Annotated in this window: 20 protein-coding genes; 8 read left to right on the top strand and 12 right to left on the bottom strand. The window is 40.6% G+C overall.

Features of this window, described 5'->3' with window-relative positions:
• Positions 1–25: 25 nt before the first annotated feature.
• The 8 genes from A4245_RS07320 to motA form a co-directional block, all read right to left on the bottom strand.
• The gene (locus A4245_RS07320; RefSeq protein WP_067727068.1) at positions 26–766 is read right to left on the bottom strand and encodes a Cof-type HAD-IIB family hydrolase; all 741 of its coding nucleotides are present in this window, start codon (positions 764–766) and stop codon (positions 26–28) included.
• A complete protein-coding gene (locus tag A4245_RS07315) occupies positions 766–1962 on the bottom strand; it encodes an MDR family MFS transporter (protein WP_067727067.1) in 1197 nt (398 codons plus the stop codon). The genes A4245_RS07320 and A4245_RS07315 overlap by 1 nt, the downstream gene beginning before the upstream one ends.
• Before the next feature lie 274 nt (positions 1963–2236).
• The gene (locus A4245_RS07310) at positions 2237–3439 is read right to left on the bottom strand and encodes an MFS transporter (protein WP_067727066.1); all 1203 of its coding nucleotides are present in this window, start codon (positions 3437–3439) and stop codon (positions 2237–2239) included.
• A 279-nt stretch (positions 3440–3718) separates the two neighbouring features.
• Positions 3719–4183 carry a chemotaxis protein CheW gene (locus A4245_RS07305; protein ID WP_067727065.1) on the bottom strand — a complete coding sequence of 155 codons (465 nt, stop codon included), beginning with the start codon at positions 4181–4183 and terminating at the stop codon, positions 3719–3721.
• 16 nt (positions 4184–4199) lie between these two features.
• Positions 4200–6227: a chemotaxis protein CheA gene (locus tag A4245_RS07300; RefSeq protein ID WP_067727064.1), complete on the bottom strand. Its 2028-nt coding sequence runs from the start codon at positions 6225–6227 to the stop codon at positions 4200–4202.
• A gap of 250 nt (positions 6228–6477) precedes the next feature.
• Positions 6478–6621 carry a hypothetical protein gene (locus A4245_RS20050; RefSeq protein ID WP_157087677.1) on the bottom strand — a complete coding sequence of 48 codons (144 nt, stop codon included), beginning with the start codon at positions 6619–6621 and terminating at the stop codon, positions 6478–6480.
• Between the two features lie 82 nt (positions 6622–6703).
• Complete coding sequence (motB, locus tag A4245_RS07295) at positions 6704–7495, bottom strand: flagellar motor protein MotB (protein ID WP_067727063.1); 792 nt, start codon at positions 7493–7495, stop codon at positions 6704–6706.
• Positions 7488–8273, bottom strand: a complete 786-nt coding sequence (gene motA, locus A4245_RS07290; RefSeq protein WP_067727062.1) for a flagellar motor stator protein MotA — start codon at positions 8271–8273, stop codon at positions 7488–7490. The genes motB and motA overlap by 8 nt, the downstream gene beginning before the upstream one ends.
• 196 nt (positions 8274–8469) lie before the next feature.
• Between motA and A4245_RS07285 the strand changes: the two genes are divergently transcribed.
• From A4245_RS07285 to A4245_RS07275, 4 genes are all read left to right on the top strand, one after another.
• Positions 8470–8874, top strand: coding sequence for a secondary thiamine-phosphate synthase enzyme YjbQ (locus A4245_RS07285; protein ID WP_067727061.1), 405 nt, complete (start codon positions 8470–8472; stop codon positions 8872–8874).
• A gap of 370 nt (positions 8875–9244) precedes the next feature.
• Positions 9245–9886, top strand: coding sequence for an RNA polymerase sigma factor (locus tag A4245_RS07280; protein WP_067727060.1), 642 nt, complete (start codon positions 9245–9247; stop codon positions 9884–9886).
• Positions 9879–10052 (top strand): YvrJ family protein, encoded by a 174-nt coding sequence (locus A4245_RS19650; RefSeq protein ID WP_084268722.1) that lies wholly within the window; start codon positions 9879–9881, stop codon positions 10050–10052. Before A4245_RS07280 ends, A4245_RS19650 begins: the two co-directional genes overlap by 8 nt.
• Positions 10049–10312: a helix-turn-helix domain-containing protein gene (locus tag A4245_RS07275; protein WP_067727059.1), complete on the top strand. Its 264-nt coding sequence runs from the start codon at positions 10049–10051 to the stop codon at positions 10310–10312. Before A4245_RS19650 ends, A4245_RS07275 begins: the two co-directional genes overlap by 4 nt.
• A 530-nt stretch (positions 10313–10842) precedes the next feature.
• On the opposite strand, the gene A4245_RS07270 is transcribed toward A4245_RS07275, so the two are convergent.
• The gene (locus A4245_RS07270; RefSeq protein WP_067727058.1) at positions 10843–12150 is read right to left on the bottom strand and encodes a S8 family peptidase; all 1308 of its coding nucleotides are present in this window, start codon (positions 12148–12150) and stop codon (positions 10843–10845) included.
• Between the two features lie 316 nt (positions 12151–12466).
• On the opposite strand from A4245_RS07270, the gene A4245_RS07265 reads away from it, so the two are divergent.
• Entirely contained in the window at positions 12467–13795 is a 1329-nt protein-coding gene (locus A4245_RS07265) for a short-chain fatty acid transporter (RefSeq protein WP_067727057.1), read from the top strand.
• A gap of 324 nt (positions 13796–14119) precedes the next feature.
• Here A4245_RS07265 and A4245_RS07255 read toward each other — a convergent pair whose 3' ends face one another.
• From A4245_RS07255 to putP, 3 genes are all read right to left on the bottom strand, one after another.
• Positions 14120–14374, bottom strand: a complete 255-nt coding sequence (locus A4245_RS07255) for a hypothetical protein (RefSeq protein ID WP_067727055.1) — start codon at positions 14372–14374, stop codon at positions 14120–14122.
• 199 nt (positions 14375–14573) lie between these two features.
• Positions 14574–15530, bottom strand: coding sequence for an agmatinase family protein (locus A4245_RS07250; protein ID WP_067727054.1), 957 nt, complete (start codon positions 15528–15530; stop codon positions 14574–14576).
• 18 nt (positions 15531–15548) lie between these two features.
• A complete protein-coding gene (gene putP / locus A4245_RS07245) occupies positions 15549–17048 on the bottom strand; it encodes a sodium/proline symporter PutP (protein WP_067727053.1) in 1500 nt (499 codons plus the stop codon).
• A gap of 447 nt (positions 17049–17495) precedes the next feature.
• Between putP and A4245_RS07240 the strand changes: the two genes are divergently transcribed.
• Genes A4245_RS07240 through A4245_RS07230 form a run of 3 tightly spaced genes read left to right on the top strand, consistent with a single transcriptional unit; the run spans position 17496 to position 22538 of the window.
• On the top strand, positions 17496–19157 hold the full coding sequence (locus tag A4245_RS07240) for a serine hydrolase domain-containing protein (protein ID WP_084268721.1): 1662 nt from the start codon (positions 17496–17498) through the stop codon (positions 19155–19157).
• 22 nt (positions 19158–19179) lie between these two features.
• Positions 19180–21249 (top strand): glycoside hydrolase family 3 protein, encoded by a 2070-nt coding sequence (locus A4245_RS07235; protein ID WP_067727052.1) that lies wholly within the window; start codon positions 19180–19182, stop codon positions 21247–21249.
• Positions 21250–21269: 20 nt separating this feature from the next.
• On the top strand, positions 21270–22538 hold the full coding sequence (locus A4245_RS07230; protein ID WP_067727051.1) for an exo-beta-N-acetylmuramidase NamZ family protein: 1269 nt from the start codon (positions 21270–21272) through the stop codon (positions 22536–22538).
• Positions 22539–22912 lie beyond the last annotated feature (374 nt).

Below are 22912 nucleotides of genomic sequence, written 5' to 3'. Positions count from 1 at the left end.
CAAATTTCGGGGAGTGACAGGCACCTCAAAGGGCGAATTGCTCGATTGCTTTTGCCACACCGTCATTATTATTTGTATCTGTCGTATGGTCTGCAACTTTTTTGATTGCTTCCTGGGCATTTCCCATTGCCACGCCAATTCCCGCTTCCTGGATCATTTTAATGTCGTTCAGACTATCTCCTACAGCCATGACTTCGTTCATCGTAATACCGATTTTATCACAGAGGAAATGAAGTGCCTTAGCCTTACTCACGCCTTTTGGATTTACTTCCACATTCGTAGGCAATGAGTTGGTAAGCTCAAGTTCTTCATAATGGGAAAGCTCCTGGACCATAATATCCAATTTTTGTTTGTCAGTCGATTCACAACCGAATTTCAGCCACTCATACTCATAAAAATCATCCGGTGCTTCAGCGCGGAATACACCACTTGTTGAAATCATCCACATGTTGACACCGACCTGAGTGCCAAGATTGTACATTTTTTCTATGAGCTCGGTTTTCAGTAAATGCTGATCCAATAATTCTTTCTCCATCGTCCAGATCTGCCCGCCATTGGCCGTTATGAGGTAGGATTGCAATTTTAATTCCTCGGCACAAGGATAACATGTCTGAAAACCACGTCCTGTACTTAAGACTACATGTGTTCCTTTACCAAGAGCCTGCTCAATGGCTATCTTTGTACGTTCTGTAATGTCATGCTCACCCGTTAATAATGTACCATCCATATCCAGTGCAATAAGTTTAACTTCATTTTCTGTTGTCATCATAATGCTCCTTTACCTACATTATTTGTTTTTTCTTTCTCCACATTCCTGTCGTAAAGCTTTGTTGTTACAAATGGGATAAACAGCAAGCCAAGCACGATGATAAATAACAGGTCCATATTATAAAAATCTACGATAAATCCACCAAAAACCGGACCAATCATTCTCCCTACCGCAGCGATACTGTTAACCATCCCCTGATAAAAACCAGCCCGGCCTTTCGGAGCCAGTTCACTGGCCAAGGTCGGTATTGCCGGCCATACAAGAATTTCACCAAGCGTCAGGATCACCATTGCAGCAGCGAACATCGTAAAATTCTCTGCAACCATTCCGATCGCAAACGAAAAGATCAGAATACTTGTTCCAATATAGATATGCTTTTTTGGCGAAGTAATTCTATCTGTAACCCATTTTAACAGAGGTTGAGCCAGAACGATAAGGAAACCATTTATTGCCCATAATGAACTGTATTGCTCTAATGGAATACCGATTGTCTGGGTATGGGATGCAATGGTTGATCCCCATTGGCTGTAAGCAAGCCAAACGACCAGGAATCCACTGCATAAAATAAGCAACGCTTTAAAAGCGGATTTGCTTTTTATTTTGCCACTCTGACCGACTACTGATGTATACATTTGATGATCCTGTGCTTTATCCATGTCTTTGAAGGTAAATAAAACAAAAAGAAAAAACACTATAAAAACAGCTGCATTTGCTAGAAAGATATAATCAAAGGATAGACTGGCAATATAGCCTCCAATTGAGGCTCCTAGTGCAACCCCCAAATTCTGTGCTACATAAACTGCATTAAATGCACGTCTGCCTCCATCTGGCCACAATGAACCAGCCATTGCAAACATGATTGGCCATGTGATTCCATTAGCAAAGCCAATAATGACCAGAAGTATTGAATAGGCTACGATTTCATGATTGAATGCTAGGATTATTGCAGCAGCCATTGCTATAAAAGTTCCAGAAAGAATCGTCCTATATGCACTATACTTATCAAAAAGTGCGCCGCCAAGCAGATTTCCAACAATTGATGCACCTTGATTGAACATTAAGATGATCCCTGCAAATGCAAGACTTTTACCAAGCTCATTATGTATATATATTGTATTTAAAGGCCATAAAAAAGAACCACCAGTAACAGTAATTGACGTTGCAATTACCAGTAGCCACATTTGTTTAGGCATATCTATCATCTCGCTTCATCAATAGTTAACCAACTTATTTTAAACAATCTTATCTGTCAATGCAATTTTTCAGATTTATTGCAAAAGAAGATGGACAAAGCCTCGAAAATTCATTTGCCAAATGGATGCTTTTTGGGATCTCGTTTGCATGATTGTTTCTTTTCCTCGCATGGGTTATGCCATCATAGCAATAGCGGCTGCCATCATCCTGTTACCCACAAGAATTCAAATAATAGTAAAAAGGAGCTTCCTCCCCAATTGGGAAGCTCCTTTCCTATGTGCCTTTCTTCCTTAACCGCATTTGCATCAGGATGACAAAAGCCAGATACGCAAGCGGCAATAATCCGGCAATTAAAACGATTCCGCTCCATCCTGCACTGTTCCAAATTGGTCCGGCGGCAGAACTGCCCATTGTTACCCCAACATAATAGGCTACCAAGTACAGGCTGGATGCGCTTCCTTTATGATGGGTTGCCTGCTCTGTGACAGATGCTGCCGTCAATGCGTGCGCTGTAAAGAAGCCAAGGCATAACACACATAATCCGAGAACGATTATCGGTACGGACTGGCTCACAGTGATAACTGCTCCCAACGAGAGAACGATCACCCCTGCAATACGTACTTTCCGTAAACCAAGATTCGCTGCCAGCCTTCCTGCAAGTGGTGCCCCAATTACTCCCAGTCCATACGCAAAGAACGTATAGGAAATGGCTTCCAGTGACAGTGAGAAGGGTTCCGCCTCTAAATGAAAAGGCAAATAAGTCCATATTGAAGTAAACGAAAATTGGAGTATTATTCCAATTCCAATCACGACAAGGATAGAAGGATCTTTCAAATGAAAGACCGTCCCTTCCATATCCTTTTTAAATGGTAGTCTGCTAGCTTTAAAAAAATTTGATTTAGGCAATAGCAGGAACACTGCAACTAAAATAAACAATCCAATGACTGCAAACACATAAAAAGCCGCCTCCCATGAGTAATGGTCTGTTATGTATCCTGTAACGACTCTTCCTGCCATTCCACCAAGGGCATTGCTTGAAATGTATAACGCTGTGGCCACACCTACACTTTGTCGATCAATTTCTTCATTGAGGTATGCAAGTGATGCTGCAGGCAGACCCGCAAGTGCAAATCCCTGTATAAAGCGTAATAATACAATCATGTAAAATGAATCAGCTAATGGAATGAGAAAAAAGGGAATGACAGAACCTATTAATGAGAGCTTGATAAAAGATGTCCTTCCAACCCTATCTGAAAAAAACCCGAGAATTATTAATCCAATGATCAGCCCGACAATTGTCATGGATAATGCCAATGTCGATTCGGAAACGGAAATATCAAACTCTTCGACGAATAACGGCAGCAACGGCTGTACTACATACATGCTTGCAAACACAAGAAATGATGCAAATGCTAAACTGAGCGTGATCTTCCAAAAATTAATATCCTTCATACTATATTTCTTCTGTTCAACCATCATGTACACTTCCTGCAATTAAGTAATAAAAACTTTCAGTAGTTTTACTATAGCACACTAAATTCTGCTATAAAAAGAAGTAGTGAACACTTGACATGGAACTTCATTCATCCTTTCGTTTATTTTTTACAATTTTTTACGCAACTCTACCTTATTTCCCAGGAAATATAGTTCTAGTCAAGTGAAGCTTCCGTACTAGCGAAATTTTTTAATTTCTTTTATGCCGAAAAAAGACAGCTCAAAATTCCAGCTGCCTTTTGTTTCATTTAACTTTTTGACTTATTCTTCTGTAATTACTTCTCTTAGTTCATTTGTTTCCTCAAGGTCAACAATACGTCCAAGGTCCAGCAAAATTAAGAGTTCACTGTCAATTTTTGCTACCCCTTTAAGGAATGTGTCTCTGACACCCCCAATCAGTTTCGGTGCCGATTGGATCATGTCACCGGAGATATCTTTTACTTCTGTAGCTGCATCCACAATCAATCCTACTTGCATATCCTTTACCGAAACGACAAGGATACGGCTATCATCTGTAGGTTCTGCTTCAGTGATCAGCAGACGCTCTTTCAAATCGATGATAGGTGTAGTTTCTCCACGCAGTTCGGTTACTCCTTTTATAAACTCGGAAGTCCTCGGTACTTCGGTAATCTTCTGCACTCTTTCAATGGAAATCACCTGTTGTACGTCAACCCCAAATGATTGATCATTTAATCTAAAGACAATAAACTTTGTCATTTCTGCCATTTTTCCTACCTCCAACTTATTTTACCAATGCATTCGGATCGATAATTAAAGCTACTTCTCCATCCCCTAGTATAGTTGCTCCAGAAATGGCGAAAACATCCTTCAAATAGTTGCCAAGTGATTTCAAAACCACTTCTTTCTGTCCTATAAAGGAATCGACAATTAACCCGGTAAGCTTGTCCCCTTTCTTCACGATAACAACGGAGTATCCCTTATCATTATTTACTTCCTCCGTAGGCACTTCAAAAACCGCTGCCATGGATACAAGCGGAACTACTTTTCCCCTAAAGTCCATAACTTTTTTACCGTGGGCGTACATTAAGTTCTCTTTTTCAAGAATTACTGTTTCAATAATAGAGGATAATGGTATCGCATAGGTTTCCTTTTCTACCTTTACAAGTAATGTTGCTATAATTGAAAGGGTCAACGGTAATTGAATGGAAAATATACTTCCCTTACCAGCTTGGGATTCGATTGTTATCTGTCCGCCAAGTGATTCAATTTTATTTTTAACGACATCAAGTCCTACTCCGCGGCCAGATATATCCGAAACTTTGTCTGCTGTACTGAATCCTGATGACAAAATCAGACTTGCTACTTGGTCATCATGGAGCAAGTCGGCTTCAGATACTGATATTATTCCACTTTCTATCGCTTTGGCCTTTACTTTCTCACGATTTATGCCGGCACCATCGTCTTCTATCTCAATAAAAACATGATTTCCGCTATGAAAAGCTCTCAAAATTAAATTGCCTTCTTCAGGTTTACCTGCCTGTTTACGAACTTCTGGCAATTCGATACCATGATCGACAGAGTTTCGGATTAAATGGACTAATGGGTCGCCGATTTCATCAATAACCGTACGATCCAATTCGGTGTCAGCCCCAGTGATTTCAAGGTTAATTTGCTTATTCAAATCTCTTGCAAGCCCCCGGATCATTCGTGGAAAACGATTGAATACCTGCTCAATCGGAACCATTCGCATAGCCAGTATAAGACTTTGCATATCAGTGGATACCCTGCTCATATGTTCAACGGTATCCGCAAGGTCTTGATTGCCGATAGTTTCCGCAATCACTTCCAATCTGCTCCGATCGATAACGACCTCCTCAAACAGATTCAGCAAATCATCTATTTTTTCAAGATTTACTCGGATCGTTTTGGATGCAGATCCGCCTTTTGCTGTTTGTGCTGCCCCTTCTACAGTGGATGCTGTCTGTTCTTTTGCTTCAGCAACAGTATTTGCTGGAGTAATCGGCTGTTCTTTTTGTTTTTCAGCGTTTGAAATCGTTACAAGGTTACCAATCTCCACATTTTCCACCTCTGAAACGTTGCCTATCACTTCTTTGATGATCTCTGCAACTTCTTCAGACAGAAAAATCATTGAAAAACGTTTAGCGAAATTCCCTTCTTCAATTTCTTCCACAGAAGGATTTGTACGTATCATTTCCCCACGGCCTTCAAGGGCTTCAAAAACCATGTATGCGCGGGCACCTTTCAGAATACAGTCATCTGTCAGGTCAACCGTTATTTGATAAGGGAAAAAACCTTGCTCTCTTGCCTGATCGACAATTGTAATTTGAAATTCATCCAGATCAAGGTCATCTGAATTAATAAAATTGCTTTCCTCCACAGTCTCGTCCTGCAACTCTGCAGAAACCGGCTCCCCTTTTTCGATTTGATCCAATCGTTGAACCAAACCTGTAACATCTTTTTTTCCATCACTTCCTTCACTGATGGAATTCACCATCTCCTCCAAATATTCTATTGCCAAAAAGATGGTATCTATGATATCGGTTGTAACATTCAATTTTTGATTGCGAATCAGGTCCAGTACGTTTTCCATTTTATGGGTTAGTGAAGCTATATCTTCATATCCCATTGTTGCAGCCATCCCTTTTAATGTATGTGCTGAACGAAATATATCATTTACCAGATTCAGATCCTCAGGTTTTTTTTCCAATTTGAGAATATTATCATTTACCGCCTGTAAATGCTCACGGCTTTCATCCAAAAACACTTCCAAGTATTGATCCGTATCCATAGGGCATTTCCTTTCTCAGTTCCGATTTTCCGCTGTATTCTTAAGCAGATCAAAAAGCTATGTCAAGAATAGCTGATTAATCTATATGGAACAATAGTCTTACCTTTTATATGTAGGTTAAATTTCCTAAATTTTATATCGGCTTATGCATGATAATTGTGAAGCACTAATAATGGAGATGGAAGAACAAAAGAAAAACAGAAAACGGGAACATTCCTGTTTTCTGCTGCAAACTTTAGTATGATGCCATTCAATCCAACAGCAAAAACATGTTCAAATCGCCGGCACCCTCAAAAACCGCCGTTAATTGAATTGCCTTTTCATATCCGGACAATGTCGTATTTCCATGCATCATAGTCGGGGCTGTAATATCTGTTGTAATGCCATTTTGCACGATCATGACAGCCAAAATGAACGTTTTATGAGTTTCATCACAAAACGTTCACATCTCTATCTTGTGGCATTTCTGCATTATCTTATTCAGAAGTACTTATATCATAGTTTGGCAAAATCAGTACTTCCACGCGTCTGTTCTTTGCGCGGTTTTCATCACTGGTGTTTGGTACAAGCGGCTTATACTCCCCAAATCCCTTTGCACTGAAAAGCGTTGGATCCAAATCTTCATTTTCCAAAACAAGACTCATAAAGTTCAAGGCACGAGTTACACTAAGTTCCCAGTTGGAGCTGAATTCTGACGTTCCAATCGGAACATCATCGGCATGCCCACTGATTACTATTTGATGTGGGGGCTCTGTATACAGCAGATTGGAGACATCCTCGGCAACTTCTACTCCTTCCGCTTTCACTTGAGCACTTCCCGAATCAAAGAACACATCATTGACAATGGTAATCAGTAAACCTTCATCTGTTAATTCCGTTCCAAGTTTATCTGCAAGATTATTCTCATAAATATAATTCTGAATCATCGATTGCAGCTGCTCCAGTTTAATAAGCTCTCCTTCAGCCTCTCCACCGCTCTCGTCCAGCTCTTCTTTTTCTTTTTCCTCATTCTCTTCTTCTTCCTTCTGCTGATCACCTGGATCCAAAGGTGATTCTATCGGAGATTCATTATGGTCCAGAATACCTGTACCACTGCTTGAAAATTCACTGCGAAAAACACTGGCAAGTTGTTCATACTTTTGGACATTGATATCACTCATTGCAAATAATACGATAAAAAGGGCAACAAGAAGTGTAAGCAAATCGGAATAGGGGAGCAGCCAAGATTCATCGATATGTGATTGCTTTTTCTTCTTTCTTCTACTCATAAAGATCCTCCTGTTTCAATGCTACCATCTCTTTACTTGATAGCAGTGAACCAAGTTTCTCTCTTACAATCATTTTGGAATCTCCTGTAGTGATTGACAGGATGCCTTCTACCATAATTTCTTTCTGCAATACTTCTTTTTTCGATTTTTCGCGAAGTTTATTTGCAAATGGATGCCAAAGTACATAACCGGTAAAAATACCGAGCAATGTTGCTATAAATGCAGCAGAAATCGCTTTACCGAGGGCATCAATATCAGCCATATCTCCAAGCGCAGCAATCAGACCGATTACGGCACCAAGCACTCCCAGTGTCGGTGCGTATGTACCGGCTTGAGTGAAAATGGCCGCACCTTCTTCATGTCTCTGTTCCATCGCATTGATTTTTTCCAGCATAATATCTTTAATAAAATCTGGGGACTGTCCGTCTATCGCAAGCTGCAATCCAGAAGACAGGAAAGGATCTTTCACATCAGCCACTTTCTGCTCAAGTGTCAGAATGCCTTCTTTTCTTGTCTGATCAGCCCATTCACTGAACATTTCAATCAAATCTTTTGTATTTGTCGTGCTTTGCTCTGTAAAAAGAATTTTAAATAAAGCAGGCACCTTTTTTAGTGTGCTGCCCGGGAATGCAATGGTCACAGCTGCTACTGTTCCTAATAGTATAATTAAGATTGCAGCCGGGTTTACCAGAGCTCCCACACCGACCCCCTTAAGTACCATTCCCACTCCGACAGCTAAAAACCCTAATATTAATCCGATAATTGATGTTTTATCCATAGGTTACCTCCTGGTTGTATATATGTAGCGCATCAAAAACTGCTTATTATATTTATCGGTTTAAAATTATAAGGTGTGTAGTCATAATTTGGAATGTCGAATATTTTGATTATTAACGGAACATAATTCGACAAATATCGGGGAGTGACAGGCACCACAACCTTCTAGTAAAATAAGATGGGAAAGGATGATGAACATGTTAAAAACATTCCAACTGAACACGAGTCGTCATGATGAAATGATTGATATCACTGCAGAAATTGAAAGGTGGATACACGATCAAGGTATTTCTGACGGGATTGCTGTCGTTTCCTCCCTGCATACTACAGCCGGAATCACTGTAAATGAGAATGCAGATCCTGATGTGAAAAAAGATATGCTCATGAGACTGGATGAGGTGTATCCGTGGGAGCACCCTAAAGACCGACATATGGAAGGAAATACAGCATCGCATTTGAAGGTGAGCACAGTCGGTCATGCCCAAACGCTGATTATCTCTAACGGCGATCTTGTCCTCGGCACATGGCAGGGTGTATATTTTTGTGAATTTGATGGACCGAGAAAAAACAGGAAGTATATTGTAAAAGTAATCGAGGGATAAGAACTGGTGCGTGTTCTTTATCCCTTCATTTCTTATCACTTGTTAATTTTTTTTGTAAATTTTTCCTGGTATTTTGAGCATGGTCAATTTGCCTTATTTCTTGCTAAAATAGTATGCTTCCGTTGTTTTTAAAACAGTTTTCTTCATTTTCCTCCCTAAATTAGTATGGATAACTCAGTCATTGTTCCCTATTCTCTATATAAAGGCACTTAAATATCCCGAATCACAACCTCTTTATGTTAAAAATCAAAATACAGATTATATAGAAAAAACTGTAAATATTTACTATAATGTAGGAAACAGACGTTCTTTCAGGTTGTGTCATAGTCATTAATTTTGCCTTTATTAAATAGAAGGGAGGAAAATTAGGATGAAAGAAAAAACAATTCCTGAAAACGAGGACCAATGTGAATACAGTTGGGCAAGGAAGTATATTAATGATAATGAGTTGATTTTCCGCAACAACCTGCTTCAGTCCTTTCTGCAGAATAAAGAAAACTGGTCTCTGTTGGAACAGTCTATTCGTTTTTCGTCACCTGAGGCGAAAAAAGCTTTGGACAAAGCATTTCGGGAACACCTTGCTGAAATAAGATTAATCAGTCAATTATCCAATGATCTAAGAAGACATGCCATCCGTTTCGATCAAAAATTCAAGCGCGACAGAAAAAGGCAATTGTTAATTTTGGATCAGCCAATGGAGGATGAAGATAATAGTAATGTTTCAATAATGGATCTTATCTATGACCAGCACGCACTGCCAGTTGACCAGGAAGCATTTGCCAACGACTACCGCCTTGAGAGTAACATTGGTAATCCCGCTCTTTATCATGCTATTCGTTCCATTACACCTAGACAGAAATATATTTTGGAATTATCGTATCTATTCAATATGTCGGATACGGAAATTGCAGCAAAAGAAGGTGTCTCCCAGCAATCGATTTCCAAAACAAGAAAAACAGCTTTATCAAATGTAAAAAGGCATTTATTGGAAAAGGAGGGAAAACATGAATGATATTTCTGCTTTCTCTTATTTTATTCAATTGCTGCAGGATGTCGGATTTCCGGTTTTAGTTACCTTGTTTTTATTAATACGTTATGAAGTCAGAATGGAACAGCTGGAAAAGCATTCAAGAAATCTGACAGATGTTATTAAAGAGTTAAGGAGGGATATTTCATGACACGACTTATTGACTTGACCAAAAAAGTCCAGTTGCAGAATGATATCGAATCCTTGGAAATAGTTCTTCACATGTTTGAGCCTAAAATCAGAGTCTCTTTACAGCAGACTTCTCCTCAGGAACAGGACGACTTATACCAGGAATTGAAAATAAGGACGATCGAAATCATCCGGAAATATGACTTTAGCAAGACATATGGCTTCTGGGAATTTACAGATAAAATTAAAGAACAATATCCGATCACTTATAAAAAAAAATAACACTCCCTTGGAGAGAATTACCATCTGTATTAAATTTGATAAGGGAGGAAATCACTTATTGCATTCTCTGTTATCTGCCCAGTCTTGTTCTGTTTTCACATGAACTACTTCCGCACTTCCGTTCTCTTACAACAGAGAACGGCTACATAATACGATAGATGCGTATTCATAGCGGATACACCCCGCCTTTCCAGCGGGGGATGAGACCCCTGCCAGAACTCCTTTCTATTAATCTTACTATTATTCACTTCCTTGAATATGTACAGGCTTCCTGTACAGATCAGTTATTTCCAATATTATTCATCTATTATATAACTTCACCCAATGGGGGTTTCTTCATCCTTCACCTCATCCCTTAAACACATATAAACCACCTTTCACATGATGGCTTTTTATAATCGGGAGGGACGGCCATATGCTGCTTAAGGTGACCCCGTCTTTTTGTTGTGGGGTCTTGCCCATTCTGCTCACGAAAAATGCATAGGAAAAGGGAGAACACTAATCTGTCCTCCCTCCATTCCTCTTCCCTGTCAGCTTTCCTGAACTGTTTCAGCAGGAAGCTTCGTTTGATAATTCTTTGCCATTTCTACTGCATTTTCCGCTTCAATATATCCCCAAAGATCATCAAGTGTTGGCTGGGAAGTGGCCTTCAAAATGCTTTTTATATCATTCGGACTAAGATGTGGATTAGCTTCCAGCATTAAGGCAATAACACCCGCACATATTGGCGTTGCCATGGATGTACCTGATAATTGAATATAATTTTCATCAACGATCATCTCCGGTAATTGTGACTCAATAGCTGATCCAGAAGCTAATAGTGAAATGATATTTGTGCCAGGAGCGTAAATATCCGGTTTGACAAACGAATCAATTGTCGGGCCTCTGCTGGAGTAGTCTGCTATAGAATCATCTGTACGATCCAGCGTATCCTGATCATCGGTAGATCCTACAGTGATGATAAATGGATCGATGGCCGGAGTGCTGATTGTTGCTTTGGCAGGACCGCTGTTTCCGGCAGCAGCACATACGACAATTCCTTTATGCCATGCTTCCTGAGCAGCCAATGACAATGGATCTTCCCTAAAAGATTCATAGGCAGGTGCTCCAAGAGAAAGGGAGACAATGCGTATATTGTATGCTTCTTTATTTGCAATGCACCATTCCAAGCCTTCTATAATGGTTGATAATCTGCCGCTTCCTTGTTCATCTAATACTTTTATTCCGATAACGGATGCATTTGTTGCTGGGCCGATATATCTTCCATTTGATAGATGGCCATTTCCGGCTGCATCACCAGCACAATGGGTTCCATGTCCGTTATCATCATATGGCTCGTTTTGTTCGTTGACGAAATCCCGGAATGCAACGATTCTGTTTGTTGGATTGGTTAAGTCTTCGTGTGGGTGTATACCTGTATCAATGACGGCTATCGTAACTCCATTTCCAGTCAGGTTATGCTGGGTGTGGACATTTACTGCACCGATCTGTTCGCTTGCAATGTCCAGATAGGCAGATACAATTCTGTCGTAAAAGATTCGATCTACAGCTTCATGATCTTTAATCTGTTTAATCATTCCAGGGGTTAAGTAGCCTTTCATGCCGTTAATGCTTGAAAGTTCTTTTTCCAATTTGTTATGGGAGTCATAATTGCAGAATTTAAGGAGGTCGTCTTTTTTTGCGTTGTCGCAATTTTTCTTCAAATAAACGATGATTGGTATTTCGTTGCTGCTCGTATCATTAGGATCAACCTGTCGATTGGTCCGCAATTGTTCCACTAAGCCAGGATCCAGTTTCCTGTCAGCATCTTCAAACCATATTCTGTTCCTTTTACTCATTTTACTCCTCCTTTTATATTCAATTACAAACTTATCTATTAAAGCTTATCAATACAGAATTGATAAAACAATCGGACAACTTAACTATTTTTCAAAATACTCTCTTAAATAATAGTAGATTAGTAGATATTTCCATTAATAAAGTAATACTTCAATCAGTGGTTGTCGTACAGCTTTACATGTGGTAGAGAATGATCACTTATTTTTCTGTTCTTTTTGTTTGATGACAAGCATACAATCTATTGAAATTTTAATATTATTGAATCTTGTGATAACATATGTGCAAACACTTATTAAAAACAAAGGGGGAATTCATTTGAAAGCCTTAACCTTTTTCTTCGACAGGATGGTTCAAAGATACTTACCGGATGCTTTTTTATTTGCCATTATTTTAACATTTATAGTATATCTGTTAGGTGTTGTCTTCACCGACAGTGGACCTGTCCAAATGATTGAACACTGGGGTACCGGATTTTGGGATTTACTCGCTTTTGCGATGCAAATGTCTCTGATTGTTGTTACCGGGTATATTTTAGCAAATACACCGTTTGTCAAAAACTTTCTGGCAAAACTCAGCACACTCGCAAATACACCAGCACAGGCAGTAATGTTAGTCACATTCGTTGCCGTCATTGCATGTTTAATCAACTACGGATTCGGTCTTGTAGTTGGGGCACTTTTTGCCATTCATGTTGCTAAACGAGTTCCATCCGTTGACTACCGTCTTTTAATTGCCAGTGGATACAGCGGCATGCTTGTCTGGCATGGTGGCCTTTCTGGTTCAATTCCATTGACTATTGCAACACCAGGGCATTTTCTGGAAGAAGCAATAGGGGGAACAATCCCTGTTGTTGAAACATTGTTCAGCCCTTTTAACATTCTTACTGTGCTCATTTTAGTTATTACATTACCTTTCTTTAACCGTTACCTATTGATAGGTACAGATCCGCTGAACAATACAGATACTTCCTTATTGAATACGGAAAACGATGTGGAAACAGAATCGGAAATGGTACAACCTGAAACACCAGCTGAAAAACTGGAAAACAGTCGAATTGTGTCCCTGATTATCGGAATGATGGGGCTTGCATTCATCGTCTATCACTTTGTCTTAAATGGCTTTGATCTAAATATCAATATTGTAAACTTCATCCTTCTGTTCCTTGGTATTCTCCTTCATAAGACTCCAAGACGTTTTCTTGATACGGTAAGTAGTGGGGTTAAAAATGCAGGGGGAATTATTATCCAATTCCCATTTTACGCAGGGATTATGGGAATGATGGTTGCTTCGGGCCTTTCGGAACAAATGTCCCTATGGTTTGTCAGCTTTTCTACTGAATTTACGCTGCCACTTTTCTCCTTCATCAGTGCTGGTATTGTCAACTTTTTTGTGCCATCCGGTGGTGGCCAATGGGCCGTACAGGGTCCTATTATGATTGAAGCGGCTCTTGCAATCGGGGCAGATACAGCAAAAACCGCGATGGCCGTTGCGTGGGGAGATGCGTGGACAAATATGATTCAGCCATTTTGGGCGCTGCCTGCTCTGGCAATTGCCGGGCTGAAGGTTCGGGACATAATGGGATTTTGTGTCATGATGCTTTTCTTCAGCTTTATCCCGATATCTGTTGGACTATTATTCTTCTGATCTGGTTTGTCCCCGATGTGTTTAGCCTGAATCGGGGAATTTTTATTTAAGCTTTGATAGTGACGGCTATGATGACTTTTTGCAGAAAGCCGATTATAATCAATGTTCCACGTTTCTTTAGGAGGAAGCCCAATTTTCGAAAGCGATAAAATGAACAAAAAAGCTTCTGTACCCACACTGAACCGGAATGTTGAAAAGGCAATTTCCTATTCCACACAAAAGAATATTCTTGATTTGACATTGCTACTCCCCACCTCAAACCAGCTTATCTCATCTGGATTTATTCGGATAAAAGGCAAAAAAAATAAGCCTGCCATGGCACGCTTAGCTGATTACCTTATAATCTGTGATCTCTTCTTTTGCCCGGCTCATGACACATTCCAATACTTGAGATAGTTTATCATTGAGGCTCTGCGCGTTTTGTTCCAATCCAACTATATTACCTTCCACATCATTTACACGCGATTCCAGCTGACTAATTAATTCATCCATATGATAGCTGTTTTCCTGTATATCTTTCAGATCATCCAATAATAACGTGATGGCTTCCAGCAACTCGTCAATTATCTCTTGAGTCAACACTTCCCCTCCTATACCCATATAATAGTGTAACCGTGCAGCAATTCACAAGTGTATATAGTATGAAATTAAGATAGATTATAGGTCTTATTATCTGTATACATCTGAGAAATAGTTCTGTAAAATTACAATGATCTTGCTTAATAACGATTACTCTGAAATGGAAAAGCCGCTCCCTGTATGGAAGCGGCTCAACTTACTAATTTTCCGCCTGATCCTTCAAAATATTTCCTGCTAAAGCATAAAGAACAGCATAGGTTACAAAATGGGAAGAATTATCATTTGTATCCTGTTGCGGGTACACTTCTACATAATCCATCCCACGTATCCCAAGCTTTGCAAATTCATGGACAAGCTCCAGAAGTTCATAGGACGTTAAACCATTTCCATCTACCGGCCCGCCTGGATTGAATGCAAAATCCAGTACGTCACTGCAAATACTTAAGTAGACCGCTTCTGTTCCTTCGCTCGCTATATCATATACTTTTCTTGCAAGCTCTGTCAGATCTGTTCCTGCTTTTCTGATTTCCCTTACAGATACCGTCGTTGCACCGACTTCATCTGCATATTTTCCTGTCTCCGGTTTGTTGCGCGGACCATGGATTCCCATGTGTACAATACTTTCATTTCGGACACTTTCACTTTCATAAATCCGATGGAATGGTGTGCTGCGTGCAAATTTATCCCCATCATAATCTGGATGGTTATCATAATGGGCATCCAGATGAATGATCCCGACTTTTCCATCAACTACTTCGCTTAATGCTTTTACAATCGGATAGGTTATGCCATGGTCACCACCAAATGCAACTGGGAATTTTCCGGTTTTCCAGACCTCAGAAGAAAAATCCTCAATACGAGACATCGTTTCCAACGTGTCAGCTGGAACAACATCGATATCTCCCAAGTCACCAATCGTGTAGTGCTGAAGCACATCCATATGATTCAGCTCTGGTAAATAACCGGAGTAACGCGCTGAATTCAGGCGGATGACTTTTGGACCTAGCTCACAGCCTGTATAATCACCCCAGGTTACCGCACCTTCCCATGGAACTCCATAAACGAGTACATCTCTATCACTGTAATTTTTTTCTTTTAGGCTAACTTTCTTTCCACCTAAATAGCAAGGTGTATTTCCATATAAATTCTCTGTCATATTCACATCACTCCTAGTTTATTTAACACCTGCAACTTTATCGTATTCTTCCTGCATTTCTTTTGTCGGCCCTTTTCCGATGAGACTAAAAACAACGATTGCAATACTGGACAAAATAAAGCCCGGTACCATTTCATACAGCTCGGAGCCTGTAAGCGGCCATACGAATATGGTGATCCCACCGAGAATGATTCCGGCCAAAACTCCATTTCTGCTTGTTTTTCTCCAGAATAGGGAGAACAAGATGGCCGGTCCAAATGTAGCACCAAATCCTGCCCATGCATAGGATACGAGATCAAGCACGGAGCTGGACTCATTCCATGCGAGGATCAATGCAATCAATGCAATAACAAGAACGGAAATCCTGCCAACCCAAACGAGTTCCTTATTGCTTGCCTCTTTGCGTAAGTATCTGCGGTAAAAATCCTCTGATAGGGCACTGGAAGATACAAGCAGCTGCGAATCAACGGTACTCATAATTGCCGCCAATACTGCAGCAAGCAAGAACCCTGCAACCCACGGGTTATATACAACCTGAACGAGCTGAATAAAAACCTGTTCCGAATCCGCCAAAGGCTGATCAAATGTCACAATTCCCAGCATACCTACAATCAAAGCTCCATACAAAGGGATAACCAACCCAAAAGAAACACTTATCAATCGGGCTTTTCTTACTTCTTTATGAGAACGTATCGCCATAAACCTTGCCAGGATATGAGGCTGTCCAAAATAACCAAGCCCCCAGGCAAGTGCCGAAATGATACCCACAGCTCCAATCGCACCTGCAGATTCCCATAATATCCCTGCTTCCTGATCATACGTAGTAGCAGCAAAAGCATCTATCAGGCTCGTGTTAATCGAACCCAACTGATTAAATAGTTCCCCAAATCCACCAATTTGAATCAGACCATAAATAGAGGTAAACAGTAAGGCTGCCGACATTAATACACCCTGAATAAAGTCAGTATAACTAACTGCCAAAAAGCCACCTAAAAATGTATAGGCTACAATGATAACCGCTCCCATTGTAAGAGCGAAATGATAATCAACACCAAATGTCCCCTGGAATAATTTTGCACCTGCCACAAGACCTGATGCTGTATAAAATAAGAAGAAGGCCAAAATAAACAACGCCGAAATGACCCTTAACAGATGCGAGTTATCCCGAAACCGGTTTTCAAAAAACTGTGGCAGTGTAATGGAATCATTCGTATACTCCGTATAGACACGCAGCCTTTTGGCAACATACTGCCAGTTGATCATCGCACCAACTGCCAGACCAACCGCTATCCATAAACTCCATTGTCCAAGACCTGCAGCATAAGCAGCACCTGGTAAGCCGATTAATAACCAGCCACTAAAATCACTTGCAGATGCAGAAAATGCCGTGACCCAACTATTCAGCTTACGACCGCCAAGAATATAATCCGATAACGTATTTGTCATTCTGTAGGTAATGATTCCGATGGTTATCATTAATATCAAATAAGCAATGAAGGTAATCAGTGTAGGATTCATGTCTCATCACTCTCCTTATCGGTAAAGAAAGTGATAATCGCCCATACGACTAATAGCGGCATTGGAACAGCAAACCAGAATAAAGTCCAACCGTCTACAATAAACTCTCTCATTAAAATCCCCCTATTTTATTTTTTCAAACCGCCTCTTTTTTCCTATTACCTAAACCAGAAGTGTCTAAACCTGAAAATTTAATTAAATCAAAATATTAAGTTCTATATAAATAATGTTATGTTTTTATATGGGCAATATGACAAGTCATCATCATGTCCATATGTACCAGTATCTTTTGGCACAGATAAATAGAACTATCTTCTAAAATTTAATTTCATAATATAGTAATATAGAGTGATAGACAATTTTAATAGACTGCTATAATTTATAATATGAAAGGGTATTCACAGAATAAAATATCTGAATTCTGAGAATTAAACAAAAAGGAGGGAAATGATGCAAAAATTCTTTGTTTTTATGGGTATTACAGGCTTCCTTGTCGTTACTATCATTATCTTTACAAGTGTACCTGCAATTGCCAAAAATGGTTTGAATGCTAGTTTTTCGTGGGGTAACCCAGGTCCTGCATCCCCAGTATTGCACCCCGGTTCCGCAAAAGGTGCTGGAATGATGGAAGAGCCTTTACAGCAAATTAATCCATTAATGGAAGAGATGATTGAAAACGGAACATTTCCGGGTGCGGTTACATTCGTGGCAAGAAAAGGCCATATTGTCCAACATGAAGCATATGGGAATGCTTTTTTGTACGAAGATGATCAGGGTAATCTGACTGATGACCCTATTGCAATGAGCGAGGATACTATTTTCGACCTTGCTTCCATCAGTAAAATATTCACATCGACGGCTGCGATGATTTTATACGAACAGGGCCTTTTCGACCTTGATGATCCTGTTTCCGCTTATATTCCGGAATTTGCAAAAAATGGAAAAGAAAATGTAACCATTAAACAACTTATGACCCACACATCAGGATTCACCTCATGGATTCCGCTATACACGATTGGAGACAATCGGGAAGAAAGACTGCAATACGTTTATCAATATCCACTCGACAATTCACCAGGATCTACATACACATACAGTGATTTAAATATGATTACACTCGGTGCTCTTATTGAACGACTATCAGGTCAGCGTCTTGATGAATTTGTATATGAAAATATCACAGTTCCGCTGCAGATGAACGATACGATGTACAACCCACCAGAGGCATTAAAGGACAGGATTGCCGCTACCGAATATCAGCCATGGACGAACAGAGGTCTTGTCTGGGGTGAAGTGCATGATGAAAGCGCATGGTCCCTTGATGGAGTGGCGGGACACGCAGGAGTTTTTTCCACTGCGAGTGACCTTGGAAAACTTGCACATATGTTTATTAATGACGGAGGCTACGGCGGAAAACAGATTCTTCAGCCGGAAACAGTTGCATTGTTGGTCGAAAACCAAATTCCTGAATTCCCTGGAAATGATCATGGTTTAGGATGGGAACTTTCACAAGCATGGTATATGGATGGACTATCAGGTTCTGCGTCCATAGGCCATACAGGTTATACAGGTACATCACTCGTAGTCAATTTGGAAAATGATACAATCGCTATTTTATTGACAAACCGTGTGCACCCAACACGTGAAACGGTAACAACCAATATTGCACGCAGAGAACTGGCAAGACTTACAGCAAATGCAATCCCAGTCGCTGTTCCGGGGGATACCGATGCATGGTATGCAGGGCATGGTGATCATCTGGATAACCGCTCCTTGACCCTCGAAGTATCCCTGGAAGAAGATGCCATACTGACTTACGATACATGGTACAGAATTGAAAATTACTGGGATTTTGGCTATGTAGAGGTATCAAATGATGGGGATAACTGGAATACTGTAAAAGACGCCTACTCCGGAAGCAGCGGCGACTGGATTAGTGAAGAACTTACAATTCCTGCAGATACGACTCATATTCGCTTTCGTTACAGTACCGATGTTGCCGGCAATGAACGAGGATGGTACGTGACTAATCTTAAACTAAGCCATTCAACTATCGGCAGCCTGCCATTTGATATTACCAGTAATGGATGGATGGAACGTAACTACTAATCGTTTTACAAGGAGGATTTTAATGAAGTTTTTCCGCAAAGTCCCATTTATTATCACAACGATTTTTGTATTATTACTGAGTCTTTTCAACATGTCAGAATCAGCAGTTGCAGCGGAGAATGTATCGGAGGATTTAATCATCTTTCAAAACGTTCCCGAAGCTGCAATTGAAATAAAAGATACTCAAATTGCTTTACAAGCAATGAATGTCTATCCAGATGGTCATTTTAAGATGACAGCTGAAGGATTGACATGGTCCTCAAAAAATAAAAACGTTGCTACTGTTGATCAAGACGGAGTGGTCACTTTTTCGGGACAGAACGGCCGTGCTTTCATTACCGTTACTGACGGTATTTCAACAGACAAAATCGCCGTACACAAGAAATCTTCCGAGTATCTCGTTATTAAGGAAGAAGGCGTTCGCTACGATGTCATTGGAAATGCAATCGAAGGCATGACACTTAATGAAAAAGTCGGCCAAATGCTGATGCCTGATTTCAGAAAGTGGAACGGTGAAAATGTAACTGAAATGCTACCCGAAATTGAACAGCTTGTAGAGCAATATCATCTCGGTGGTGTAATCTTATTTGCCGAAAATGTCGTTACGACGGAACAGACAGCTCTATTGGCAGCTGCCTATCAGGAGGCAAGTGAAAAATATGGACTCCTGTTGGCAATTGACCAGGAGGGCGGTATTGTTACCCGCCTGCAGTCAGGAACACATATGCCCGGGAACATGGCACTCGGTGCAACTCGTTCAGCAGAAACTGCCGAAAATGTCGGACAAGCAATTGGGGAAGAGTTAAACTCGCTAGGCATCAACATGAACCTTGCACCAGTTCTCGATGTGAATAATAATCCGGATAATCCGGTTATCGGGGTTCGTTCCTTCGGTGAATCACCGGAACTTGTAGCCGAAATGGGAACCGCATACATTAGAGGATTACAAACTACTGGTGTCGCAGCAACAGCAAAGCATTTCCCTGGGCATGGCGATACGGCAGTCGATTCGCATCTTGGTTTACCGGAAGTGCCACATGATAAGGAACGTCTGTTGGAAGTCGAGCTGTTCCCTTTCCAACAAGCAATGGAGGAAGATATTGACGCAGTAATGACTGCACATGTTACCTTTCCTAAAATCGATGATACAAAAGTGATTTCCCAAAAAGATGGCACAGAGATTTCTTTGCCTGCCACCCTTTCGCATAAAGTATTGACTGGCTTGATGCGTGAAGAAATGGAATATGATGGTATTATTATCACCGATGCCCTTAACATGGCAGCCATTGCTGAACATTTTGGTCCGGTCGACGCAGTTCTCCGCTCCGTTAAAGCAGGAACAGATATTATTTTAATGCCTGTCGGTCTTGAGGAAGTTGCTGAAGGATTGCTAGAGGCAGTGGAAACAGGAGAAATAACGGAAGAACGTATTGAGGAATCGGTGGAAAGGATCTTAACGTTAAAAATGGAACGAGGCATCATAAAATCAGAAACCCCTCAACCAATTGAGGAAGTCATTGCAAATGCCGAGGAAGTTGTCGGTTCTGATGCACATAAGCAAGTGGAGGCAGAGGCTGCAAACCAGTCCATTACCCTTCTAAAAAATGATGACGTTTTACCATTTGATTTTTCCAGCGAAGAAAAAATCGTTGTTATCGGAAATACGTTTATTAGCAGTTTATATGATGCAGTAACTAATTATCATGAAAATACGGACCTTTTGGTAGCTTCCGGCCCATTAAATGACGATCAGCTGGCTCAGCTAGAGGATGCAAGTGCCGTTCTTGTCGGTTCCTATACGTTTAATGTAGCTGGCAGATCATCAGACAGCACACAAATGCGTATGATCAATCAGCTTATTGAACACGTGGAAGCACCTGTTGTTGGAGTAGGCATCCGAAATCCGTACGATATTATGGCCTTTCCAGAGATAGATGGTTATCTTGCACAATATGGATTCAGACCAGCCAGCTTTGAGGCAACAGCCGCAATCATTTTTGGAGAAAATAACCCTGCAGGATTGCTGCCCGTCACGATTCCAGGCGCAGATGAAGATGTACTGTATGAATTTGGTTTCGGTCTAACCTACTAAATAAAAGGAGTGTGGATGAAATGAAAAAATCGCTAATACTGTTGTTAACAGCCATTATGGTTCTAACCTCCCTTACTGCAGCATTTGCAGATAAGGGAAACAACGGAAATGACAAGGAAAAAGATAATGGTAAAGAAGTCCAATTAGGTGTCGACGTTTTATTGAACGAGCAGAAAGACCTTATTGAAGGAAAACGAGTAGGTTTAATTACGAACCCTACCGGTGTCGATCAGGAATTAAACAGTATAGTAGATTTGCTTCATAATGATCCAGATGTTGAGTTGACCGCCCTTTATGGTCCGGAGCATGGGGTGCGCGGGGATGCTCAGGCAGGAGAATATGTAGAATTTTATATCGATGAGACAACAGGATTGCCGGTATACAGCTTATATGGCCAAACAAGAAAACCTACCCCTGAAATGCTGGAAGAAGTTGATGTACTGATATTTGACATTCAGGATGTCGGAACTCGCTTCTATACGTATATTTATACGATGGCATATGCAATGGAAGCAGCACAGGAAAACGGAAAGGAATTTATCGCGCTTGACCGACCGAACCCACTTGGCGGACAAAAGGTACAGGGACCGGTGCTTGAACCGGAATACGCCTCTTTTGTTGGAAACTATCCTATTCCATTACGACACGGGATGACTGTCGGAGAACTGGCGACGTTTTTCAATGAAGAGTTTGAAATTAATTCAGATTTAACCGTTGTGGAAATGGACGGATGGAACCGCAATATGTACTATGATGATACAAATTTGGAATTCGTTCTGCCATCACCAAATATGCCTACACTTGACACAGCACTTGTATATCCAGGTGCAGCTTTAATTGAAGGTACAAACGTATCGGAAGGACGAGGTACAACAAAGCCATTCGAGTTTATCGGTGCACCTTTTGTTAACAGTACAGAACTCGCAGCAGCATTAAATGACTTGGAGTTACCTGGGGTGACATTCCGGGCTGCATCATTCACACCTTCCATTTCCAAACATGCCGGAACACTCAGTCATGGTATCCAAATTCATGTGACAAACAAAAAGTCCTATAAACCTGTCGAGACGGGGCTGCATATCGTAAAAACACTCCATGATATGTATCCGGAAGACTTTGAATTCCGGGCAGAAAACAGTGCAGGTATATCCTTCTTCGACAATCTTATCGGCAATGGATGGATTCGTGAGGCAATTGAAAACGGAGATTCCGTTAAAGATATGGAGAAGGAATGGAAAGATGAATTGAAAGCTTTCGAGACGGTTCGTAAGGATTACCTTATTTACTAACTGCATCACTTGGAAATAAAATATATCATGTATCTACTAAAATATCGAGTAGAAACAACCACTGCAAACCACTTTAACAATGGTTGATCAAAATGAAAAAGTTGTTTAGACAAAAGAAGTAACCGTTAAACTCCAATTAGTCCTGGAGAGCGGTTACTTCTTTTGGATTAAAAATTTATTTGAATTTCAAATAGATTTATAAACATTGTGATGGCCATTTCTAAAAAATTCGGACTGCGAACACGTCCCCAGAACAAAATTGTCGTTATGAGCGCAATATGTGTAAACTGCGAAGTAATTTAGATTTATTTCCGGGAATATGTGCATCTGCTGCCGTCCGGGATCGCTCTGGGCGGATGCTTTCCGCGGGCACG

The sequence above is a fragment of the Oceanobacillus damuensis genome, assembly GCF_001618145.1.
GTDB classification, from domain to species: Bacteria; Bacillota; Bacilli; order Bacillales; family Amphibacillaceae; genus Oceanobacillus; species Oceanobacillus damuensis.
Note: the sequence above shows the minus strand (reverse complement) of the source record. Positions and strands in the feature narration are given on the sequence as shown.